General features: G+C 46.1%; 20 protein-coding genes. 18 read left to right on the top strand and 2 right to left on the bottom strand.

Annotated features, from left to right (window positions below):
- Positions 1 to 286: 286 nt before the first annotated feature.
- Entirely contained in the window at positions 287 to 1,207 is a 921-nt protein-coding gene (locus BUE76_RS21845; protein ID WP_073041969.1) for an alpha/beta hydrolase family protein, read from the top strand.
- Positions 1,208 to 1,589: 382 nt separating this feature from the next.
- Here BUE76_RS21845 and BUE76_RS25315 read toward each other — a convergent pair whose 3' ends face one another.
- Together BUE76_RS25315 and BUE76_RS24330 are read right to left on the bottom strand one after the other, a co-directional pair.
- Positions 1,590 to 1,826, bottom strand: coding sequence for a DUF1016 N-terminal domain-containing protein (locus tag BUE76_RS25315; RefSeq protein ID WP_143157258.1), 237 nt, complete (start codon positions 1,824 to 1,826; stop codon positions 1,590 to 1,592).
- A 146-nt stretch (positions 1,827 to 1,972) separates the two neighbouring features.
- Positions 1,973 to 2,122, bottom strand: a complete 150-nt coding sequence (locus BUE76_RS24330; RefSeq protein WP_143157259.1) for a DUF1016 N-terminal domain-containing protein — start codon at positions 2,120 to 2,122, stop codon at positions 1,973 to 1,975.
- Between the two features lie 813 nt (positions 2,123 to 2,935).
- On the opposite strand from BUE76_RS24330, the gene BUE76_RS25495 reads away from it, so the two are divergent.
- The 17 genes from BUE76_RS25495 to BUE76_RS21760 all read left to right on the top strand — a co-directional run.
- On the top strand, positions 2,936 to 3,175 hold the full coding sequence (locus BUE76_RS25495; RefSeq protein WP_216820700.1) for a helix-turn-helix domain-containing protein: 240 nt from the start codon (positions 2,936 to 2,938) through the stop codon (positions 3,173 to 3,175).
- A 65-nt stretch (positions 3,176 to 3,240) separates the two neighbouring features.
- Complete coding sequence (locus BUE76_RS21830) at positions 3,241 to 3,804, top strand: Crp/Fnr family transcriptional regulator (protein WP_073041971.1); 564 nt, start codon at positions 3,241 to 3,243, stop codon at positions 3,802 to 3,804.
- Between the two features lie 150 nt (positions 3,805 to 3,954).
- On the top strand, positions 3,955 to 4,374 hold the full coding sequence (locus BUE76_RS24325) for a hypothetical protein (protein ID WP_143157260.1): 420 nt from the start codon (positions 3,955 to 3,957) through the stop codon (positions 4,372 to 4,374).
- A gap of 39 nt (positions 4,375 to 4,413) precedes the next feature.
- Entirely contained in the window at positions 4,414 to 4,887 is a 474-nt protein-coding gene (locus BUE76_RS21825; RefSeq protein ID WP_073041973.1) for a hypothetical protein, read from the top strand.
- Positions 4,888 to 4,995: 108 nt separating this feature from the next.
- Positions 4,996 to 5,331 carry a DUF4134 domain-containing protein gene (locus BUE76_RS21820; protein WP_073041975.1) on the top strand — a complete coding sequence of 112 codons (336 nt, stop codon included), beginning with the start codon at positions 4,996 to 4,998 and terminating at the stop codon, positions 5,329 to 5,331.
- Between the two features lie 12 nt (positions 5,332 to 5,343).
- Entirely contained in the window at positions 5,344 to 5,655 is a 312-nt protein-coding gene (locus BUE76_RS21815) for a DUF4133 domain-containing protein (RefSeq protein ID WP_073041977.1), read from the top strand.
- Positions 5,656 to 5,675: 20 nt separating this feature from the next.
- Complete coding sequence (locus tag BUE76_RS21810) at positions 5,676 to 8,153, top strand: TraG family conjugative transposon ATPase (protein WP_073041979.1); 2,478 nt, start codon at positions 5,676 to 5,678, stop codon at positions 8,151 to 8,153.
- Between the two features lie 18 nt (positions 8,154 to 8,171).
- A complete protein-coding gene (locus BUE76_RS21805) occupies positions 8,172 to 8,543 on the top strand; it encodes a hypothetical protein (protein ID WP_073041980.1) in 372 nt (123 codons plus the stop codon).
- Between the two features lie 11 nt (positions 8,544 to 8,554).
- Positions 8,555 to 9,217, top strand: coding sequence for a conjugal transfer protein TraI (locus BUE76_RS21800; protein WP_073041982.1), 663 nt, complete (start codon positions 8,555 to 8,557; stop codon positions 9,215 to 9,217).
- A 22-nt stretch (positions 9,218 to 9,239) separates the two neighbouring features.
- Positions 9,240 to 9,860 (top strand): hypothetical protein, encoded by a 621-nt coding sequence (locus tag BUE76_RS21795; protein ID WP_143157261.1) that lies wholly within the window; start codon positions 9,240 to 9,242, stop codon positions 9,858 to 9,860.
- A gap of 47 nt (positions 9,861 to 9,907) precedes the next feature.
- On the top strand, positions 9,908 to 10,495 hold the full coding sequence (locus BUE76_RS21790; RefSeq protein WP_143157262.1) for a TerB family tellurite resistance protein: 588 nt from the start codon (positions 9,908 to 9,910) through the stop codon (positions 10,493 to 10,495).
- Between the two features lie 16 nt (positions 10,496 to 10,511).
- Positions 10,512 to 11,696 carry a conjugative transposon protein TraJ gene (gene traJ, locus BUE76_RS21785; RefSeq protein ID WP_073041987.1) on the top strand — a complete coding sequence of 395 codons (1,185 nt, stop codon included), beginning with the start codon at positions 10,512 to 10,514 and terminating at the stop codon, positions 11,694 to 11,696.
- A complete protein-coding gene (gene traK, locus BUE76_RS21780) occupies positions 11,696 to 12,313 on the top strand; it encodes a conjugative transposon protein TraK (protein WP_073041988.1) in 618 nt (205 codons plus the stop codon). Before traJ ends, traK begins: the two co-directional genes overlap by 1 nt.
- Before the next feature lie 98 nt (positions 12,314 to 12,411).
- Entirely contained in the window at positions 12,412 to 12,753 is a 342-nt protein-coding gene (locus BUE76_RS21775) for a hypothetical protein (protein ID WP_143157263.1), read from the top strand.
- Positions 12,754 to 12,759: 6 nt separating this feature from the next.
- On the top strand, positions 12,760 to 13,977 hold the full coding sequence (gene traM / locus BUE76_RS21770; RefSeq protein ID WP_073041992.1) for a conjugative transposon protein TraM: 1,218 nt from the start codon (positions 12,760 to 12,762) through the stop codon (positions 13,975 to 13,977).
- A gap of 5 nt (positions 13,978 to 13,982) precedes the next feature.
- Complete coding sequence (locus BUE76_RS21765) at positions 13,983 to 14,741, top strand: DUF4138 domain-containing protein (RefSeq protein ID WP_073041994.1); 759 nt, start codon at positions 13,983 to 13,985, stop codon at positions 14,739 to 14,741.
- 25 nt (positions 14,742 to 14,766) lie between these two features.
- A partial coding sequence (locus BUE76_RS21760; RefSeq protein WP_158070019.1) for a hypothetical protein occupies positions 14,767 to 15,627 on the top strand: 861 nt, incomplete at its 3' end.

Here is a 15,627-nt window from a genome sequence, read left to right as displayed (position 1 = left end):
GCCGCTTTTGTCCGGTGTCTTTAGAAAACGACTTTATTCAGCCTTTGCGCCATAGAGCAGAGAAACTTGAACGGAGCGTCGCAACTAAAGACCGATATGGTTTGCGCAGCCGGTATGCCCGATCTCATTACTGTATTATTGGTTTTGCCAGTGGCTAATGCAGTCCCTTGTAAAATCATTATGGATCATTATAAATACTTTATATAATTTGATCCTGGTTGAAGGGTTGTTCAGAACAGGACCAATTCCCTCAACGTTACAATACGCACGTTAATAAATACATGCTATGACCAGGAAAATGCTCGTTCTCCTTTTTACCGCGGGCCTGAGCCTCAGTGCAACAAACAATCTGTTAGCACAGACACCGGCAACATCTGTACGTCCAACCTCGCGGGTAGTGGAAGACGGCGGTACGGGACCCCATAATGCAGTTATGCTTTCGGAAGCATCCCTGCCAACCCACACTGTATTTCGTCCTAGTGACCTTAGTGCTTTCGGTAAAAAGAAGGAGCTGCCGGTGATTGCCTGGGGTAATGGTGCCTGTGCCAATTCGCCCTGGGAGCATATCAACTTTTTGTCGGAGGTGGCCTCCCATGGCTTTTTAGTAATTGCCATTGGCCCAATGCCACTGGAAGGGGAAAAGGGCCGGGGAAGATCCTCTTCCTCCCAATTGGCGGATGCTATTGATTGGGCCATCGCGCAGAATAAGGACAATAAGAGCCCGTATTTCAATAAGATTGATGTTTCCAAAATTGCTGTTAGCGGCATGTCGTGTGGCGGCTTGCAAACACTGGAAGTGGCTGCCGACCCACGCATCAGCACCGTGGTAGTTTGTAATAGTGGCATCCTGGCAGATACCACCAACAGGTTATCAGGAATGCCAGGCCTGACAAAAGATCACCTCCAAAAACTCCATACACCTACGCTGTATTTACTGGGCGGCGAAAAGGATATTGCTTATAAAAATGGCATGGATGATTACAGGCGCATTGATCATGTACCCGTTTACATGGCTAATATGGATGTAGGCCATGGCGGAACATACAGCCAACCACACGGAGGTGAATTCGCAAAGGTGGCTACAGCCTGGTACAAATGGCAACTGAAGGGGGATAAGGAAGCCGGAAAACTGTTTGCCGGTGCACAACCGGGGTTGTCGCAAAACCCCACCTGGCGTTTTGAGAAGAAGGAAGCGCCTGCAAAGTGATTGGATATGAGTTGAAATTTTAGAACGCGCCTTTGATGGATATAGGGTGAGTGTCCTCGTATTAAACTTTTGCGTTGCAGGCCTAACTCGGTAACTCACCATCCCCTGTTCTATAAAGTTTTGGTTCTCTTCAGGTTGATAATGCCTCGGTAGATACGCCAACAACCAAGCAATTGGAAAGGTCAACTGGCATGGTGGTGATAGTTTGTGGAGTAGCGGATGGTGGCTGTTGCTATGAAAGCATAAAACTGGTAAGCTATAACAAGCTTTGCTTGAGGTCATCTGCTATATCTGCCCTGTTCATTTCGTTGCGGTAAAATCGTTCATACTCAATTGTAATCCTTTCCAATTTTTCCCCCGATGTTTTAATTTTTCAGGATTGCTACTTTATTTGCAGGTCGCGGGGCACCTGTTTGTAAGTATCGTTAAAGGCATGCCGGTGGCCACGGGAACTCCAGTTCTGGGCAATGGTTTCGGCCATGTAGTACTGGCGGGCGGCTTCGTTGTCCACCCGCATCAGCAGGTGGTAGTGGGTCCAGCTTAATTCCGGACGTAGTAAATGTGCAGCTGATTGGACACCCGCTGCATGGCTTTTCCCGGAATCTAATTCGCTACGCAGTGTGTAGCGAATTAGATTCTGGGGAATGTGAGGTAGAACTGACGGAAGTTCTTAACGTTTGCATAGGAGAACCTTTTACCAAAATCAGCAGTCAGCGATGCAGCCAATTGCTTCAGCAGCGCTTCGCCCTAGGCTGCTTTCTCTTTTCAACCCTGCTCGTGTTTCACGATGCGTTGGCTTATTTCCCAATAAGCCACTACCATGGCAAAGTTAACTGAACAGTAAGCCGATTGCCGGGCTTCCTGCAGGATTGTTTTGCTGTCGTGGTATAAACTATTGTTTGCTGCGGGGTTCATCGTTAATTAGGATACCGTTTTAAGTCATCAGATATTTAAGGAAGTGCTGCAAATAAAGGTAGTACAGCCTTCAGGGGTTCTGTCATATTTGCTCATGTCACCATTCCCAACACTTTTGTCAAATGTTTGAAAGTAGCCGGAGATGCCGAAACAAGTTCGGTATGACTGCACTACTTTGTTGTACATCCATATCTAGACGGATAATTGTTATTCAAATACCACTCAAAGGCGCATTACCCTGTTTGATACAGCTGCTGCTCCAGGTCGGTGATGGCTGCCCAATATCTTTCCGGGCTGCCAAAGCTTCGGATGATCTTGGTGGGGTGCCTGTTTCTGTAAAAGGATCAAGCATTGTAGTACAGGATTTAGTCTGCGCCTCTTTGTTTAACCCCACGCGGTGAGTTTCCTTTCACATAGATTTTGCCTGCTGTAAAGGATACTTCCTCAAGGATTTAAGTTTCTAAGTCCCAATCGGCAGCCTGTAATGCGGTGGGTATAAACTTGAAACAGATATCGCGTTATGAAAGGCCGGTCTTGCTGATCATTAAGTTAGTTAAGAGTGGCTTTGAAATGGTATGTCTTTTTACTGAAATAACTTCCTGGCATGAGAGCCAATATCATATAATGATAGTCTTTGTGACTTTTTGGGGACCTAATTGCAAATAGTGGCTAAAGAAGCAGGAGCAAGGAACGATTTGACAAGTAGCTGGCTTTGTTAAAAAGTCTTATCCAAAAACAATGAAAAAGAATAAGAAAAAAAATTAAGGATTATAGTCCTTATAGAATTAGGTATAATACTGTTCAATTTGTCAGGTGAATAAAGCTGACCGCAGAACGAACTACAAAAACGAAGACTTTATAAAAGCTGTCGGCCAGCGTATCAGGGCTATCAGGTTGGAGCGGAACCGAACGCAAGAGGACTTGGCTATAGATTGTGGCGTAGATTATAGCCAGATCAATAGGATGGAACTGGGTGAAAGAAATTTTTCCATTTCCTTTTTGGAATTAGTTGCCCGGCACTTATCCGTCGATCCCAAAGAACTGCTTCCCTGAGTCTGGCCTATCCTACCCGCCTGAAAGCTCCCTTGGTGCAAGTGATGTTTGTAAATGTGTAGGCTATGGAAGCACTCTTGTCATATTTGGAAAGCATTCATCCATTAAGTGATGGATTGAAAACGTATTTGGGCGAGACGCTCAAAACCAAAGCATTCCCACGCAAGGCTTATCTACTTAAAGCCGGTCATATCTCCCGCAATATTTATTTTATCAGCAAAGGCCTGCTGCGCTGCTATTACATGCGTGATGGGCATGATATCTCTTCCTGGTTTATGAAGGAAGGCGATGTAATGATTTCGGTAGAGTCTTTCTTCCTGCAAAAGGAAAGCTATGAGTCGATACAGGCGCTGGAGGATACTACGGTACATTATATCAGCTACGAAGAGTTGCAGTATATCTACCGGCACTTTCCTGAGTTCAACTTTATCGGCAGGGTACTTACCGAGCGCTATTATATCCAAAGCGAACAACGGCTTTATTCCATCCGCTTGATGCGCTCGCAGGAGCGGTACGATTACCTGATGGAGCACCATTCGGAACTGGTACTTCGGGTGCCTGCCAAACACCTGGCTTCTTACCTGGGTATCACCGAAGTAACCCTAAGTAAGATTAAAGGACGCATGTAAAAACTTATCCATATTTAAGTGTTGCTAGCATTTAAGTGATCTAATTTTATTCAAGCATTAAGGAGCAAAAGAGTTGATGGATTATTTTTTCATACCATCTTAACTCAAAACCGGAGGTAGTGTTGAATAGTGTAAGGTAAATGGATAGTTATGCAGCTTTCAATGTTTTTTTCTTCGCCATATCTGGTCATTGTATGTTTTCTAACCCTGATTATTAGCGGGGAGCATGTAGGCGGGTTTTATTTTCTCTATTTAATTGCAGCCCCGGTGTTCAGCATCACTAAGTTGTCTTGCAGTTTTGGTCTTTTATTGTTGTTGTTTTTACATCATTTTGTAAACTGGAGGAAACATTCAACAGTAAAAGTGTTAGGAAATATTACTGGTGTTGTATTGCTGTTTGCTTCTGTTTATTACTTCTTCAAGGAAAGTGGATCTTATAATTATTCAGGTACATTCAATCAAACGGTTCCAATTATTACCTTTTGGTTTACTGGGATTGTTGCTGCAACATTCATTCTATTCAACGTTTGCATATGGATCAATATCAGGCATGGGAAGGTTTTAGATTAGGTTGAGTTTCAAACCATAGGTTCAAAAAAAATTTTCGTTATGCTTAAAGAAATAAGCTGGAGCAGCTACTGGCTCTTTATTGCCACAACTTTAGTACTATACTACTGCACTTTGTTTGCCATCTATAAACTTAAGACCAAGCTGGCACTTCTGAAAACGGCTAAGCAAGTTTGGCGTAAACAGGAGCAGCAAACTGAAAATTTCACAGTTCAGGCAAGTGCCAGCGCGGATGCGATAGCACAAGATGATTTTTTATATCCTTCGGTAGAAAGTGCAGAATACCCGGTTTACGCCTGTGTAGACGAGGTAAATGCATTCCTCGAGGAAGCCAGGAAGCATAAGGGGGATAAAGACGGACTGATTTCAGCATTAAGGCACATTGTTGCGAAATACCCCTCCATCAATAGGTCGGAGTACCAAGTATCGCTATCGAATGTTATGGTTGCACAATGTGCGCATCTCTGTTTTATCGACCTGTCGGATGCGGATATGGAGCGGGTTTGGCAAGGGTGAGTTGTAGAACTGCAGGGCAGGATGGGTAAACGCTCTCTGGCCCGGCCGGAATGGCCGGGTCATCAGGGAGCAACAGGTAGGAATTGTTTCATCAGACAAATACAGGTTATGAAAAAGGTGCGTAAGGGAATGACGGCCTATTGCAGGACGTTGCGAAGTGGAATGGTAGTAGTAGCCATGCTGGCGGTACAGGCAGCGTTAATGGCGCAGGATGGCAATGCGGGTATCAATGAAGCCAATACCAGAGTGCGATCTTATTTCGATTCAGGCATCAACCTGATGTACGCGGTAGGCGCCATATTGGGTTTGATTGGCGCAGTGAAAGTGTACCAGAAGTGGAACAGCGGCGATCACGACACGGGGAAGGTTGCTGCGGCCTGGTTTGGCTCCTGCGTGTTCCTGGTAGTGGTAGCTACCGTTATCCGCAGCTTCTTTGGTATTTAAAAAAGTACAGGTATGCCAGCCAGTGTTTATACCATTAACAAGGGCATCAATAAGCCAATCACCTTTAAGGGATTGAAAGCACAATATATCTGGTACCTGGGAGGCGGTGTTGTGGTTTTACTGGTCCTCTTTGCTATCCTGTTTATCTGTGGCGTTCCACCCTTGTTCTGCACCGTATTGGTGTTGGGTGGCGGCACTGGCTGGTTCCTGTATATCAGCAGGCTGAGTCATCGCTATGGTGCGCATGGCATGATGAAGAAAATAGCGGCAGGCAAAGTGCCCAAAGTGGTAAAGGTACGCAACAGGAAGGTGTTCTATTTATAACTGGAAAAGCAGTGTGGTATATGGAAAAGCTTTTGGAAAATATCATTCCCATTATGACGGTAGAAGACAATGCCATCATCTCCAAGCAGGGTGATATTACCATTGCTTTCGAGGTGCAGCTTCCGGAACTGTTTACACTTTCCGACCTGGAGTATGAAGCCTTTCACCAGGCATGGGTAAAAGCATTGAAAGTATTGCCGGATGGCTCGGTATTTCATAAGCAGGATTGGTTTACCGAATCGGCTTACCAACTGCAAAGTAGCCATTTAGATAAGGGGTTTTTATCTGCGGCAAGCGAACGGTATTTCAACGAGCGTCCTTTCCTATATCATCAATGCTATGTCTTGCTTACCCGCAAAGCATCAGGCCGCAGGGGTGCCACATCCCTGGCTTCCAACCTGCTCAGTGCGCACCTGCTTCCTGCACAACTGCGCAAGCCGCAATTCTTCCAGGAATTCCAGAGCCAGTGCAGCCAGTTTCAGCGGATTATGCAAGACAGTGGGTTTGTGCAGATGAAGCAGTTAAGGGACGACGAGTTGGCCAGTAATGATTTGTTGGCAGGCTTGATTGAGCGGTATTGCTTTTTGCAGACAGTGCCAGCAGAAAAAATGGTGGCCGACCTGCAATTCAAGGAGAGCTTTAAGGTCGGCAGCAAATTGATGCAACTGTACACCCTTGCCGATACCGAAAATCTGCCACCGTTTTGTGGGCCGCGGATTAACTATGAGCGCTACTCTACAGACCGCACCAAATTTTCAATAGGTTTTGCGGCCCCGTTGGGTCACCTGTTGCGGTGCAATCATATCTATAACCAGTTCATCTTTTTGGATGATCCGAATACTACAATTAAAAAGCTAGAAGAAAAGCGGTTAAGGTTACAGTCCCTGGCTGCCTATTCAAGGGAGAATGCGCTGGCAAAAGATGCGGTGAATGAGTTTCTAAATGAAGCGATTGGGCAACAACGCCTGCCGGTAAAGGCACATTTCAATGTGTTGGTTTGGACAGAGGATAGATTGGAGTTGAAGGGAATGCGCAACCTGCTTGGCAGCGCTTTCTCCCAGATGGATGCTGTGCCCAAACACGAAGTGAATGGAGCGCCACAAATCCATTGGGCGGGCCTGCCGGGTAATGCCGGCGATTTCCCTGCGAATGAGTGTTTTGACACCTTTGCTGAGCAGGCTTGTTGCTTTTTAAACCTGGAAACCGCGTATCGTTCTTCCCTGTCTCCGGTGGGTATCCGGCTGGGCGACCGGCTAACGGGCTACCCGGTACATGTAGATATATCGGATGAACCCATGCAGCGGGGTATCTGTACCAACCGCAATAAATTCATCTTGGGTCCAAGCGGAAGCGGCAAGTCTTTTTTCACCAACCACATGGTTCCTTCCTATTACGAACAGGGAACCCACGTGGTGCTGGTAGATGTAGGGTATTCTTATGTAGGTCTCTGCGAGCTGGTAGGTGGTTATTACTTTACCTATGATGAAAAGGATCCTATCCGTTTTAACCCGTTTTACATAGCCCTAGGTGAAGTGCTGGATACGGAAAAGAAGGAAAGCATCAAAACCCTGCTGCTTGCCTTATGGAAGAAAGATGACGAACAGTACAACCGGAGCGAATACGTGGCGCTTTCCAATGCAGTACAGTCATACTACAATTACCTGGGGCAGCACCCGAAAGTTTTTCCCTGTTTCAATAGCTTCTATGAGTTTTTGCAAGGAGATTTTTCGGATGCACTGGGTAGAGATCGGGTAAAGGAAAAGGATTTCGACATGGCCAATTTTCTGTACGTGCTCAGGCCTTATTACAAGGGCGGCGAGTTCGACTACCTGTTGAATGCCGAAAAGAACCTGGACCTGCTTAACCAACGCTTTATTCTTTTTGAACTGGATAATATCAAAGATCATCCCATCCTGTTCCCGGTAGTTACCATCATTATCATGGAAGTGTTTATTTCCAAGATGCGGAAGCTAAAGGGCGTACGCAAGATGATTTTGATTGAAGAGGCCTGGAAAGCAATAGCTCGCGAGGGAATGGCTGAATACATCAAGTACCTGTTTAAAACAGTCCGCAAGTTTTTTGGCGAGGCGGTTGTGGTGACACAGGATATTGAAGATATTATATCCTCGCCGGTGGTAAAGCAAGCTATTGTCAATAACTCTGACTGTAAGATCCTGCTGGACCAAAGCAAGTACCAGAATAAGTTTGACCAAATCCAGGAATTGCTTGGATTAACAGAGAAGGAGAAGGCAATGGTGCTTTCGGTAAACAAGGCAAACGATCCCGCTAAAAAGTACAAGGAAGTATTTATTTCCCTTGGTGGGCAGTTGTCAAAAGTGTACCGTACAGAGGTATCACTGGAAGAATACCTGGCCTATACAACAGAAGAAGGTGAAAAGGTTAAAATAGCGCAATATGCAGCGAAATGGGGCAGCAGGAAGAAAGGGATTAGTGTCTTAGCAGAGGAGTTGGGTAAGGCTCAAAATAAATCTGCTTAACCCTTAAAATTACCCCATATGAAACCATTGCTTTTATGTGTCGTAGTATCCATCTTTTTGATTGGTTGTATTGCCCGCAATTCTAAAGTCAAACTTCCAGCAGGGATTTATGTAAATCAATCTGAAAGTGAATTCAGTATTGCAAATGATACTGTGATCCTTAAGCCTGAACATGACGATTGGATTTATGTTCGCCACCTGATAACCTACAAAAGAAAATTGGATCACGGATTTGGGCCGGTTAAGTATAGTAATACGGAGTTTAGGGCTCGGTTTCAATCAGAAGACAAAGTTGTTGTTAATCCTCGAAATGGCAACCGGTATAGCTTTCCTGATGTAGGTGGCAAATTGATTTATAATGGTACGATGTATTTGGCATTGAAAGATTAAACACAGGTTTTATGAAGAAGGTGGTTTGTGCTGTATGGCTTTTCTTTTTGTGTACTTCAACAACGAATGCCCAGGATCCAGTTACGGAAATTATTCGCAGGGGCATTGTAAAAGTGATCAAGGCGGTAGATCTTAAAATTCAGCGGATGCAAAATGAAACCCTATGGTTTCAGAATGCACAAAAGGCGCTGGAGAATACGCTTTCCAAAACCCGCTTGGAGGAGATTGCCGGATGGGTAAGCAAACAAAGAGATTTATACCAGGACTATTATGAACAGTTGTGGAGGGTAAAAGCTGCTGTTTCCTTTTATGCACAGGTGCGGGAGCTTGCCCAAAGGCAAATGCAAATAGTGCAGGCTTACAAAACTGCCTGGTCGCGCGTTCGGAAGGACAAACATTTCACTACACAGGAACTGGTGTACATAGGCAATACATATACCGGTATACTAAAGCAAAGCCTTCATAATATAGAGCAGGTGCACAAACTGATTCAGTCCTTTGCCCTGGTAATGACCGATGGGCAAAGAATGGAATTGGTTGGGAAGGTTGCGGATGATATAAACCGGAATTATGCGGACCTGAAGGCGTTTAATGCTCGTAATATTCAGGTATCAATCGGAAGAGCGAAAGATGAGCAGGATATAGCAGTAGTGCGTAAGATTTATGGATTGTAAACAGTTGGATATGCAGTGGATAGTGGTGGTGCTGATCTTGGGATGGCATGTGGGAAGTGCACAAAATGCGGATGAATGGTTAAGGCAGCGTAAAACGCAGTTGCGCTACCTGGCAGAGCAGGCTGCTGCCCTGAGGATGTATGCCGGTCACCTGGAAAGGGGATACGGTGTTGTTCAGGGTGGGCTCGCGTTGATCAGCGATGTAAAAACGGGGGAGTTCTCCTTACATAAGGATTATTTCAACAGTTTGCAGAATGTTAAACCTGCGGTACGTGGCTATTGGAAGGTTGGCGCAATCACCTTGTCTGCTCACAGGATTCTTGGGATGTACCTGCAAAGTGGTGGTTCCCTTGCCAAGGTTAAAGTAGCAAGCCGGCAGTATTATCAACAGTTATTCAATGCTTGGAGTGGCTTGCTTTCAAGGCTTGCACGTACCCTCTCCGAAGTGCAGCTTTCTACAGGCTCCAATACCTTTTCACTGCAGGATGCCAGCCGCCTCCAACAGATAGACCGTTTGTACGATCAGATGCAGGGACACGAAGCTTTTGCAGTCGAACTCTATTCTTCCAGTAAATCGATTGAATATAACATAAAGCTCGAAACAGCTTCAGGAAAACTAATCAGGTCATTGTACGGAAACTAAGGGAGGTGTATATGTGGCGGATGATATTGGGTGTGCTATTGTTAGTAATGCCGGTACAAAAAGTATTTGCACAGGAGCAGGAAGCGCAGCAGTTGCTGCTTAACGTAGAAAAGCTGGCGCAGATGAAGGAGATACTGGAGCAGCTTAAGAAAGGGTATGAGGTGGTAGCAAAAGGCTACCTGGCGGTGCAGGATATTTCAGCAGGCAATTACAATTTACATAAAGTGTTTATGGATGGCCTCTTGGAAGTAAGTCCTGCTGTTCGTAACTACTACAAGGTTACCGACATTGTACGCAAGCAGGTGGACTTGGTTAAATCTTGCAAGGCGACGCTCAGGCAGGTCAGGGCTGGTGATTTGTTGTTAGCCGGTGAGCTGGATTACCAATCAAAGGTTATGGGTAACCTGATGAAAGGCAGCCTGAAGCAGTTGGAAGCACTCGCCCTGGTGCTTACCACAGGTGCCTTGCGGATGTCTGATGAAGAGCGGTTGAAGGCCGTTGACCGGGTATGGGAAGAAACCAATATGCAACTGATCTTCTTACGCAGCTTTACGGCTGAAACCAAAATACTGTTGGTACAACGGCATAAGGAGTGGCAGGATAATGGAGCCATCCGCAGGCTTCAAGGCAAATAATTTCAAAAGAAAGGTGATGAAAAGAATGGTGCAAACCACAATAGCTGTGGTGATGGGAATGCTATTGCCTCAGGTTTCGGCAGCCCAGGTAGTAGAGCAGGAGCTGAAAGGCATGCAGGGTGTGTTGGACCAATTGTACAACGAAATGCTGCCTTTGTGCAGCCAGTTGATGGGTGTAGGGCGCGGCATTGCCGGCTTTGCAGCCACCTGGTACATCGCTGCACGGGTATGGGGGCATATCGCAAGGTCGGAGCCCATCGATTTTTACCCTCTATTCCGGCCCTTTGTCATTGGGTTCGCGGTCATCATGTTTCCCTCGGTACTTGACCTGATTAATGGCGTGATGAAGCCAACGGTGAGTGCCACCCACGCCATGGTGGAAGCAAGCGACAAGTCTATTGTTCTGTTACTCAAGCAAAGGGAGGAAGCGGTAAAAAAGTCGAACCTCTGGCAGATGTATGTGGGTGAGACGGGGGGCGGTGACCGGGAACAATGGTATAAGTACACACATCCCGAAGATCCATCCGCAAACAATGATACTTGGCTTAATTCGATAGGCAATGATATCCGATTTGCCATGGCCAAAGCCTCTTACAGCTTCCGCAACTCAATTAAGGAGTGGATGAGCGAAGTACTGCATCTGCTGTACCTGGCTGCCGGACTTTGCATCAACACCCTACGTACTTTTTACCTGGTGGTATTAGCCATTCTTGGTCCCCTGGTTTTCGGGATTTCCGTTTTTGATGGTTTTAGCCATACCCTTACTGTTTGGATGGCTCGTTACATCAATGTATTCCTATGGCTGCCCGTAGCCAATGTGTTTGGCTCCATGATCGGCAAGGTGCAGGAAAAAATGATTCAGCTGGACCTGGAGCAAATATGGGCAAGTGGGGATACTTTCTTTTCTAATACCGACTCTGCCTATCTCATTTTTATGATCATCGGTATCGTTGGATACTTCACGGTGCCTTCAGTTGCCAACTATATTGTTCATGCCGGTGGCAGCAATGCCCTGTTGTATAAAGTTAGCAGCCTGTTTTCTTCTTCAACGGCCAGTTCTATGCGTAGCATGGTGCAGGGTGGCAGTAGCATGGTGAAAGATGTGTATGGCAGCGGCGCCGGTATGGTTTCATCTGGAATGGCATCGGCTGCGGGAAGCAGTCAATATTTTAAGGATAAAATCGAGGGAGGGAAATCGTGATGTTTCGAAAATCAAGAAACCTGGAAACAGCTTTCCAGCAGGTGCGGCTATTTGCACTGGTATCGGTAATAGGTTGTTTGATGTTTGCGGCCTTCGTAACCTATCGCAGTTACCAACTGGCGGCGCAAACGGAATCGAAGGTTTATATACTAGCGGCTGGTAAGGCTATGGAGGCTTTTGCCAGTAACAAAAGAGACAATCTTTTGGTGGAAGCCAAGGATCATATCAGAACCTTTCATGAATACTTCTTTACGCTCGATCCGGACGACGAAGCTATCAAGGCTACCATCACCAAAGCACTATACCTAGCAGATGGGTCAGCCAAAAGCTTATATGAAAGCCTAAAAGAGAACAACTACTATACGGGCATTATTTCCGGCAATGTCAGCCAGAAAGTGCGTATAGACAGTGTGTGGGTAAACCTTGAGGAGCAGCCTTTCCAGTTTCGTTGTTGGGGTGTTCAGGAAATCATCAGGCCTACAGCCATCATCACCCGTTCGCTGGTAACAGAAGGAGCACTCCGGCTGGTAGCCAGGTCAGATCACAACCCCCATGGCTTTTTAATTGAGCGCTGGCGTACGCTGGAGAACAAGGATTTAAAAACTGAAAACAGGTAGTGGTGGAAAGGAGTGATAAGAGTGTGATCAAGAGTGGTGCTTTTGGTAGTTGGATTCACAAAGGCGTTCAGTGGTTGGCAACCTTGCTGCAGGCCAGGATGTCGCACCTTTCCCTTGCCTGGCAAAAAAGGTTACTGATGGTCTATTGTGCGATAGCCATTGGTATCAGTGCGGGTGTATCCTATTGTAGTTTGGTTGAACCCAGGGAAACTGGTATGACTGTAACACCTATCAGGATAGTTCCCCTTCCGCAGCCTATTCCTTCCGCAGCGCTTATTTCTAAGGAAGAATACCATCGCATTCATCAGTGGCGCTTGCAATTGGATAGTATCAACGGCGTAGCCAGCCAGTTTGGTAAAAGACCAACCCATGGTGATGTATGGACCCTGCGCGATACCCTATTGTACTTGGAAGATCTCTATCATCAACAATTTAAATAAGGTTTTATGAACAGTTTATCTGCATGGGAGCAGCGGCGTAGAAAGGCGCTGCTGGTGCTGCCTGTTCTTGTTGTTCCATTTATAACGCTGGGATTTTGGGCATTGGGCGGTGCCAGTAGTAGTCAGGCCGATGAGAACAGTGCTGCCGGGATGAATCTATCCCTGCCACAGACAACAGGTAAAAAGGAGGTGGGATTGGACAAACTACGCTTTTACGAAGCTGCAGACCAGGATTCGATGGAATGGCGAAGAAAACTGACACAAGACCGGTACAGTATGGGTTTAAGTGAAGATCCCGTTTCCATTACCAATGGAGATAATAATGCTTATGATCCGGCTCCACCCATCTCTGAGCAAAACCATGCAGCAACCGAAAGACTCATTTATCAAAGGTTAGGTGCCATAAACCGGCAGGTAAGTGAGGCGGAACATGACCGGAGCAGTAAAGAATTACTTGATGCCAAGGAGCTGCCAGTGCAGGCAAGCATGGGCACTTCAGTCCGTTTTGCGCCAAAGGAAGCAGAGCCGGAAGCGGACAAAGAATTGAGTGAGCTCAACCAGATGATGGACAAGATTCTCGATATCCAGCATCCGGACCGGGCTAAGGCAAGGCAGCAGCAAGTGGACACTCCGGCAAACTATAGTAAGTCCCAGGCAGTGTCATCTAAACCTGATATCCGGATCGCCTATTTCGGCGTAAATAAGGCGCTCAATAAACCAGATGATCACTTTTACATTCCTAAAGTAGCCCAAGGATTAGAAAAGCAAGAGCCAGGTCTGGTGGCAATCATTCACAACCAGCAGGAAGTGCTTGATGGGTCGGTGGTTCAATTTCGACTGTTGCAAACTTTTTACCTGAATGGTGTGGCTGTTCCTGCCGGTACTATGGTTCATGGTACTGCATCCATAAGAGGTGATCGCCTTCAGGTTGCTGTTACTTCTATCGTGCTCCAGGATAAGCTTTATCCTGCTGTGTTCAAGGTTTATGATCTTGATGGTATGGAAGGACTTCGAATTCCTGGCTCCCTTGTGCGTAACACCATCAATGAGTCAGTGGAAAATTCCTTTCAATCTCTTTCCATGCTGTCTATGGATCCGTCTCTGCGCGGCCAGGCTGCTGCTGCGGGTATCCAAGCAGTTAAATCGCTGGCTGGTAAAAAGGCAAGACAGGTAAGGGTGGTATTGCCCTCCGGTTACCAGGTATTACTCAAACAATCAAAATAGAGTTTATGAAAGCTGTAATGTTATTGTTGTTGATTGCCTTTATAGGTATGAAGATTCGGGCACAGCAAGCTGTTGAAGTTAGTACTGCCAGGACGGTTAGTCTTTCCTTTCCTGCATCAGTATCCTATGTTGACTTAGGCAATACGCATATAGACGCAAGGGTTGTGGGACCTGGTAGTAAAGTTGTTTTGGTAAAGGCGCTGGAACAGGAGTTTGCAGAAACAAACCTGACGGTGGTTACTGTAGATGATGTGGTGTTTTCCTTCCGGGTAAAGTATCATCCCAGCCCTGCAAATGATAAAATGAATATACCAGCACGAGGTGCTTCTGCTTCCAATTATGCGGCAGGTATTATTGATAACGGGCAAAGGGCAGTTGGTATGGTACATAACAAAGACGGGCTCTATGCACAGGTGCAGGGTATCTATGTTTTGGATTCAATGCTTTTCTTTCATCTGAAGATTTCCAACACTACAACCCTAACATATGATATCGCGGCACTGCGTTTTATGGTAACAAATGCAAAAGGTGGCAAGCGGACAGCAAGCCAACAGCGCCTCCTTCACATTAAAACATTGGAAGGTGCATATAAACAAGTGCCACGATTGGGAATTGCGGTAATGGTTGCTGTATTGCCCAAAATAGCCTTACCCCACAACCTACGTTTACAGATCGAGATTATAGAGCAGGATGGCGGAAGGAACCTCCGGTTGGTTGTGCCACCACGTAAGTTGGCTAAAGCCATCCTGCTGCCTGTACATTGAATCCTGTCATCAAAATCCAAAACATATGAACGAGAAGAATTTTAGCTACCTGAAGGATACGCTTAAGTACCTCGGGTTTGGAGAAGGATTGCATGCATCGCTTGAGGAGAAATTGAAGGAAAGAGCTAAAGAATTCCAGTTAGGGTATTCCGCTACTTTTGGTGACCGGCGTATTGATGCCAGCCTGTCCTTTCGTAAGTCTGATACCAGCGATATATACTTTTTCAACAAGTGGAACGGGACGGTTGGGGAGTATGAGGCTGCGCGAAGCCAAAACTTCTACATCAATAAAGGACATGGCATTACGCTTAAAGAAGGCTTCAACTTGTTGGAAGGCCGTGCCGTGCACAAAGAGCTTACCGACAAGGAGGGGCAGACCTATAAGGCCTGGCTTCAACTAGATAGTAAAGAAAAGGATGCGACGGGCAACTACAAGGTCAATCAGTACCATGAGAAGTACGGATTCGACCTGCAGCAAAAACTGGAGGCCTTGCCCATTAAGCAGCTCGCCGACCCGGAGTTAAAAGAAGGGTTGATCAGGTCTTTACAAAAAGGGAATATGCAAACAGTCACATTTGAAAAGAATAGGCAAAGTGACCAGCTCTTGGTTGCCGCCAATCCCCGGTTCAAATCCATTGCGGTTTTCGATCAGTCGGGAAAACAGATTCCGCAACATAGTTTGGATAAGCGCTATGATCTGGAGGTAAAGAAACCTGAACTGACGCTGGTAGGTAAGGCTGCAGAAAAGGAAGCACCCCAGAAGAAACAGGAACTAGGCGAGGTGCGCAAGATGGATGGTGCCACATCCAAGAAGGAAGAAAAAGCAAAAACACAATCCGGATCTGCCGATGGCCTGGAGAAAAAGCGTACAGGTAAGCAAAAAGGT

The organism is Cnuella takakiae, assembly GCF_001953305.1.
Classification (GTDB): domain Bacteria; phylum Bacteroidota; class Bacteroidia; order Chitinophagales; family Chitinophagaceae; genus Flavisolibacter; species Flavisolibacter takakiae.
The sequence above is the reverse complement of the archived record's forward strand: the minus strand, read 5'-3'. Positions and strand labels throughout refer to the sequence as shown.

Coding starts and splice junctions, on each gene's coding strand:
- BUE76_RS21845 (WP_073041969.1), top strand. CDS start 287: ATGACCAGGAAAATGCTCGTTCTCCTTTTTACCGCGGGCCTGAGCCTC.
- BUE76_RS24330 (WP_143157259.1), bottom strand. CDS start 2,122: ATGAACCCCGCAGCAAACAATAGTTTATACCACGACAGCAAAACAATC.
- BUE76_RS21830 (WP_073041971.1), top strand. CDS start 3,241: ATGGAAGCACTCTTGTCATATTTGGAAAGCATTCATCCATTAAGTGAT.
- BUE76_RS24325 (WP_143157260.1), top strand. CDS start 3,955: ATGCAGCTTTCAATGTTTTTTTCTTCGCCATATCTGGTCATTGTATGT.
- BUE76_RS21825 (WP_073041973.1), top strand. CDS start 4,414: ATGCTTAAAGAAATAAGCTGGAGCAGCTACTGGCTCTTTATTGCCACA.
- BUE76_RS21820 (WP_073041975.1), top strand. CDS start 4,996: ATGAAAAAGGTGCGTAAGGGAATGACGGCCTATTGCAGGACGTTGCGA.
- BUE76_RS21815 (WP_073041977.1), top strand. CDS start 5,344: ATGCCAGCCAGTGTTTATACCATTAACAAGGGCATCAATAAGCCAATC.
- BUE76_RS21810 (WP_073041979.1), top strand. CDS start 5,676: ATGGAAAAGCTTTTGGAAAATATCATTCCCATTATGACGGTAGAAGAC.
- BUE76_RS21805 (WP_073041980.1), top strand. CDS start 8,172: ATGAAACCATTGCTTTTATGTGTCGTAGTATCCATCTTTTTGATTGGT.
- BUE76_RS21800 (WP_073041982.1), top strand. CDS start 8,555: ATGAAGAAGGTGGTTTGTGCTGTATGGCTTTTCTTTTTGTGTACTTCA.
- BUE76_RS21790 (WP_143157262.1), top strand. CDS start 9,908: ATGCCGGTACAAAAAGTATTTGCACAGGAGCAGGAAGCGCAGCAGTTG.
- traJ (WP_073041987.1), top strand. CDS start 10,512: ATGAAAAGAATGGTGCAAACCACAATAGCTGTGGTGATGGGAATGCTA.
- traK (WP_073041988.1), top strand. CDS start 11,696: ATGTTTCGAAAATCAAGAAACCTGGAAACAGCTTTCCAGCAGGTGCGG.
- BUE76_RS21775 (WP_143157263.1), top strand. CDS start 12,412: ATGTCGCACCTTTCCCTTGCCTGGCAAAAAAGGTTACTGATGGTCTAT.
- traM (WP_073041992.1), top strand. CDS start 12,760: ATGAACAGTTTATCTGCATGGGAGCAGCGGCGTAGAAAGGCGCTGCTG.
- BUE76_RS21765 (WP_073041994.1), top strand. CDS start 13,983: ATGAAAGCTGTAATGTTATTGTTGTTGATTGCCTTTATAGGTATGAAG.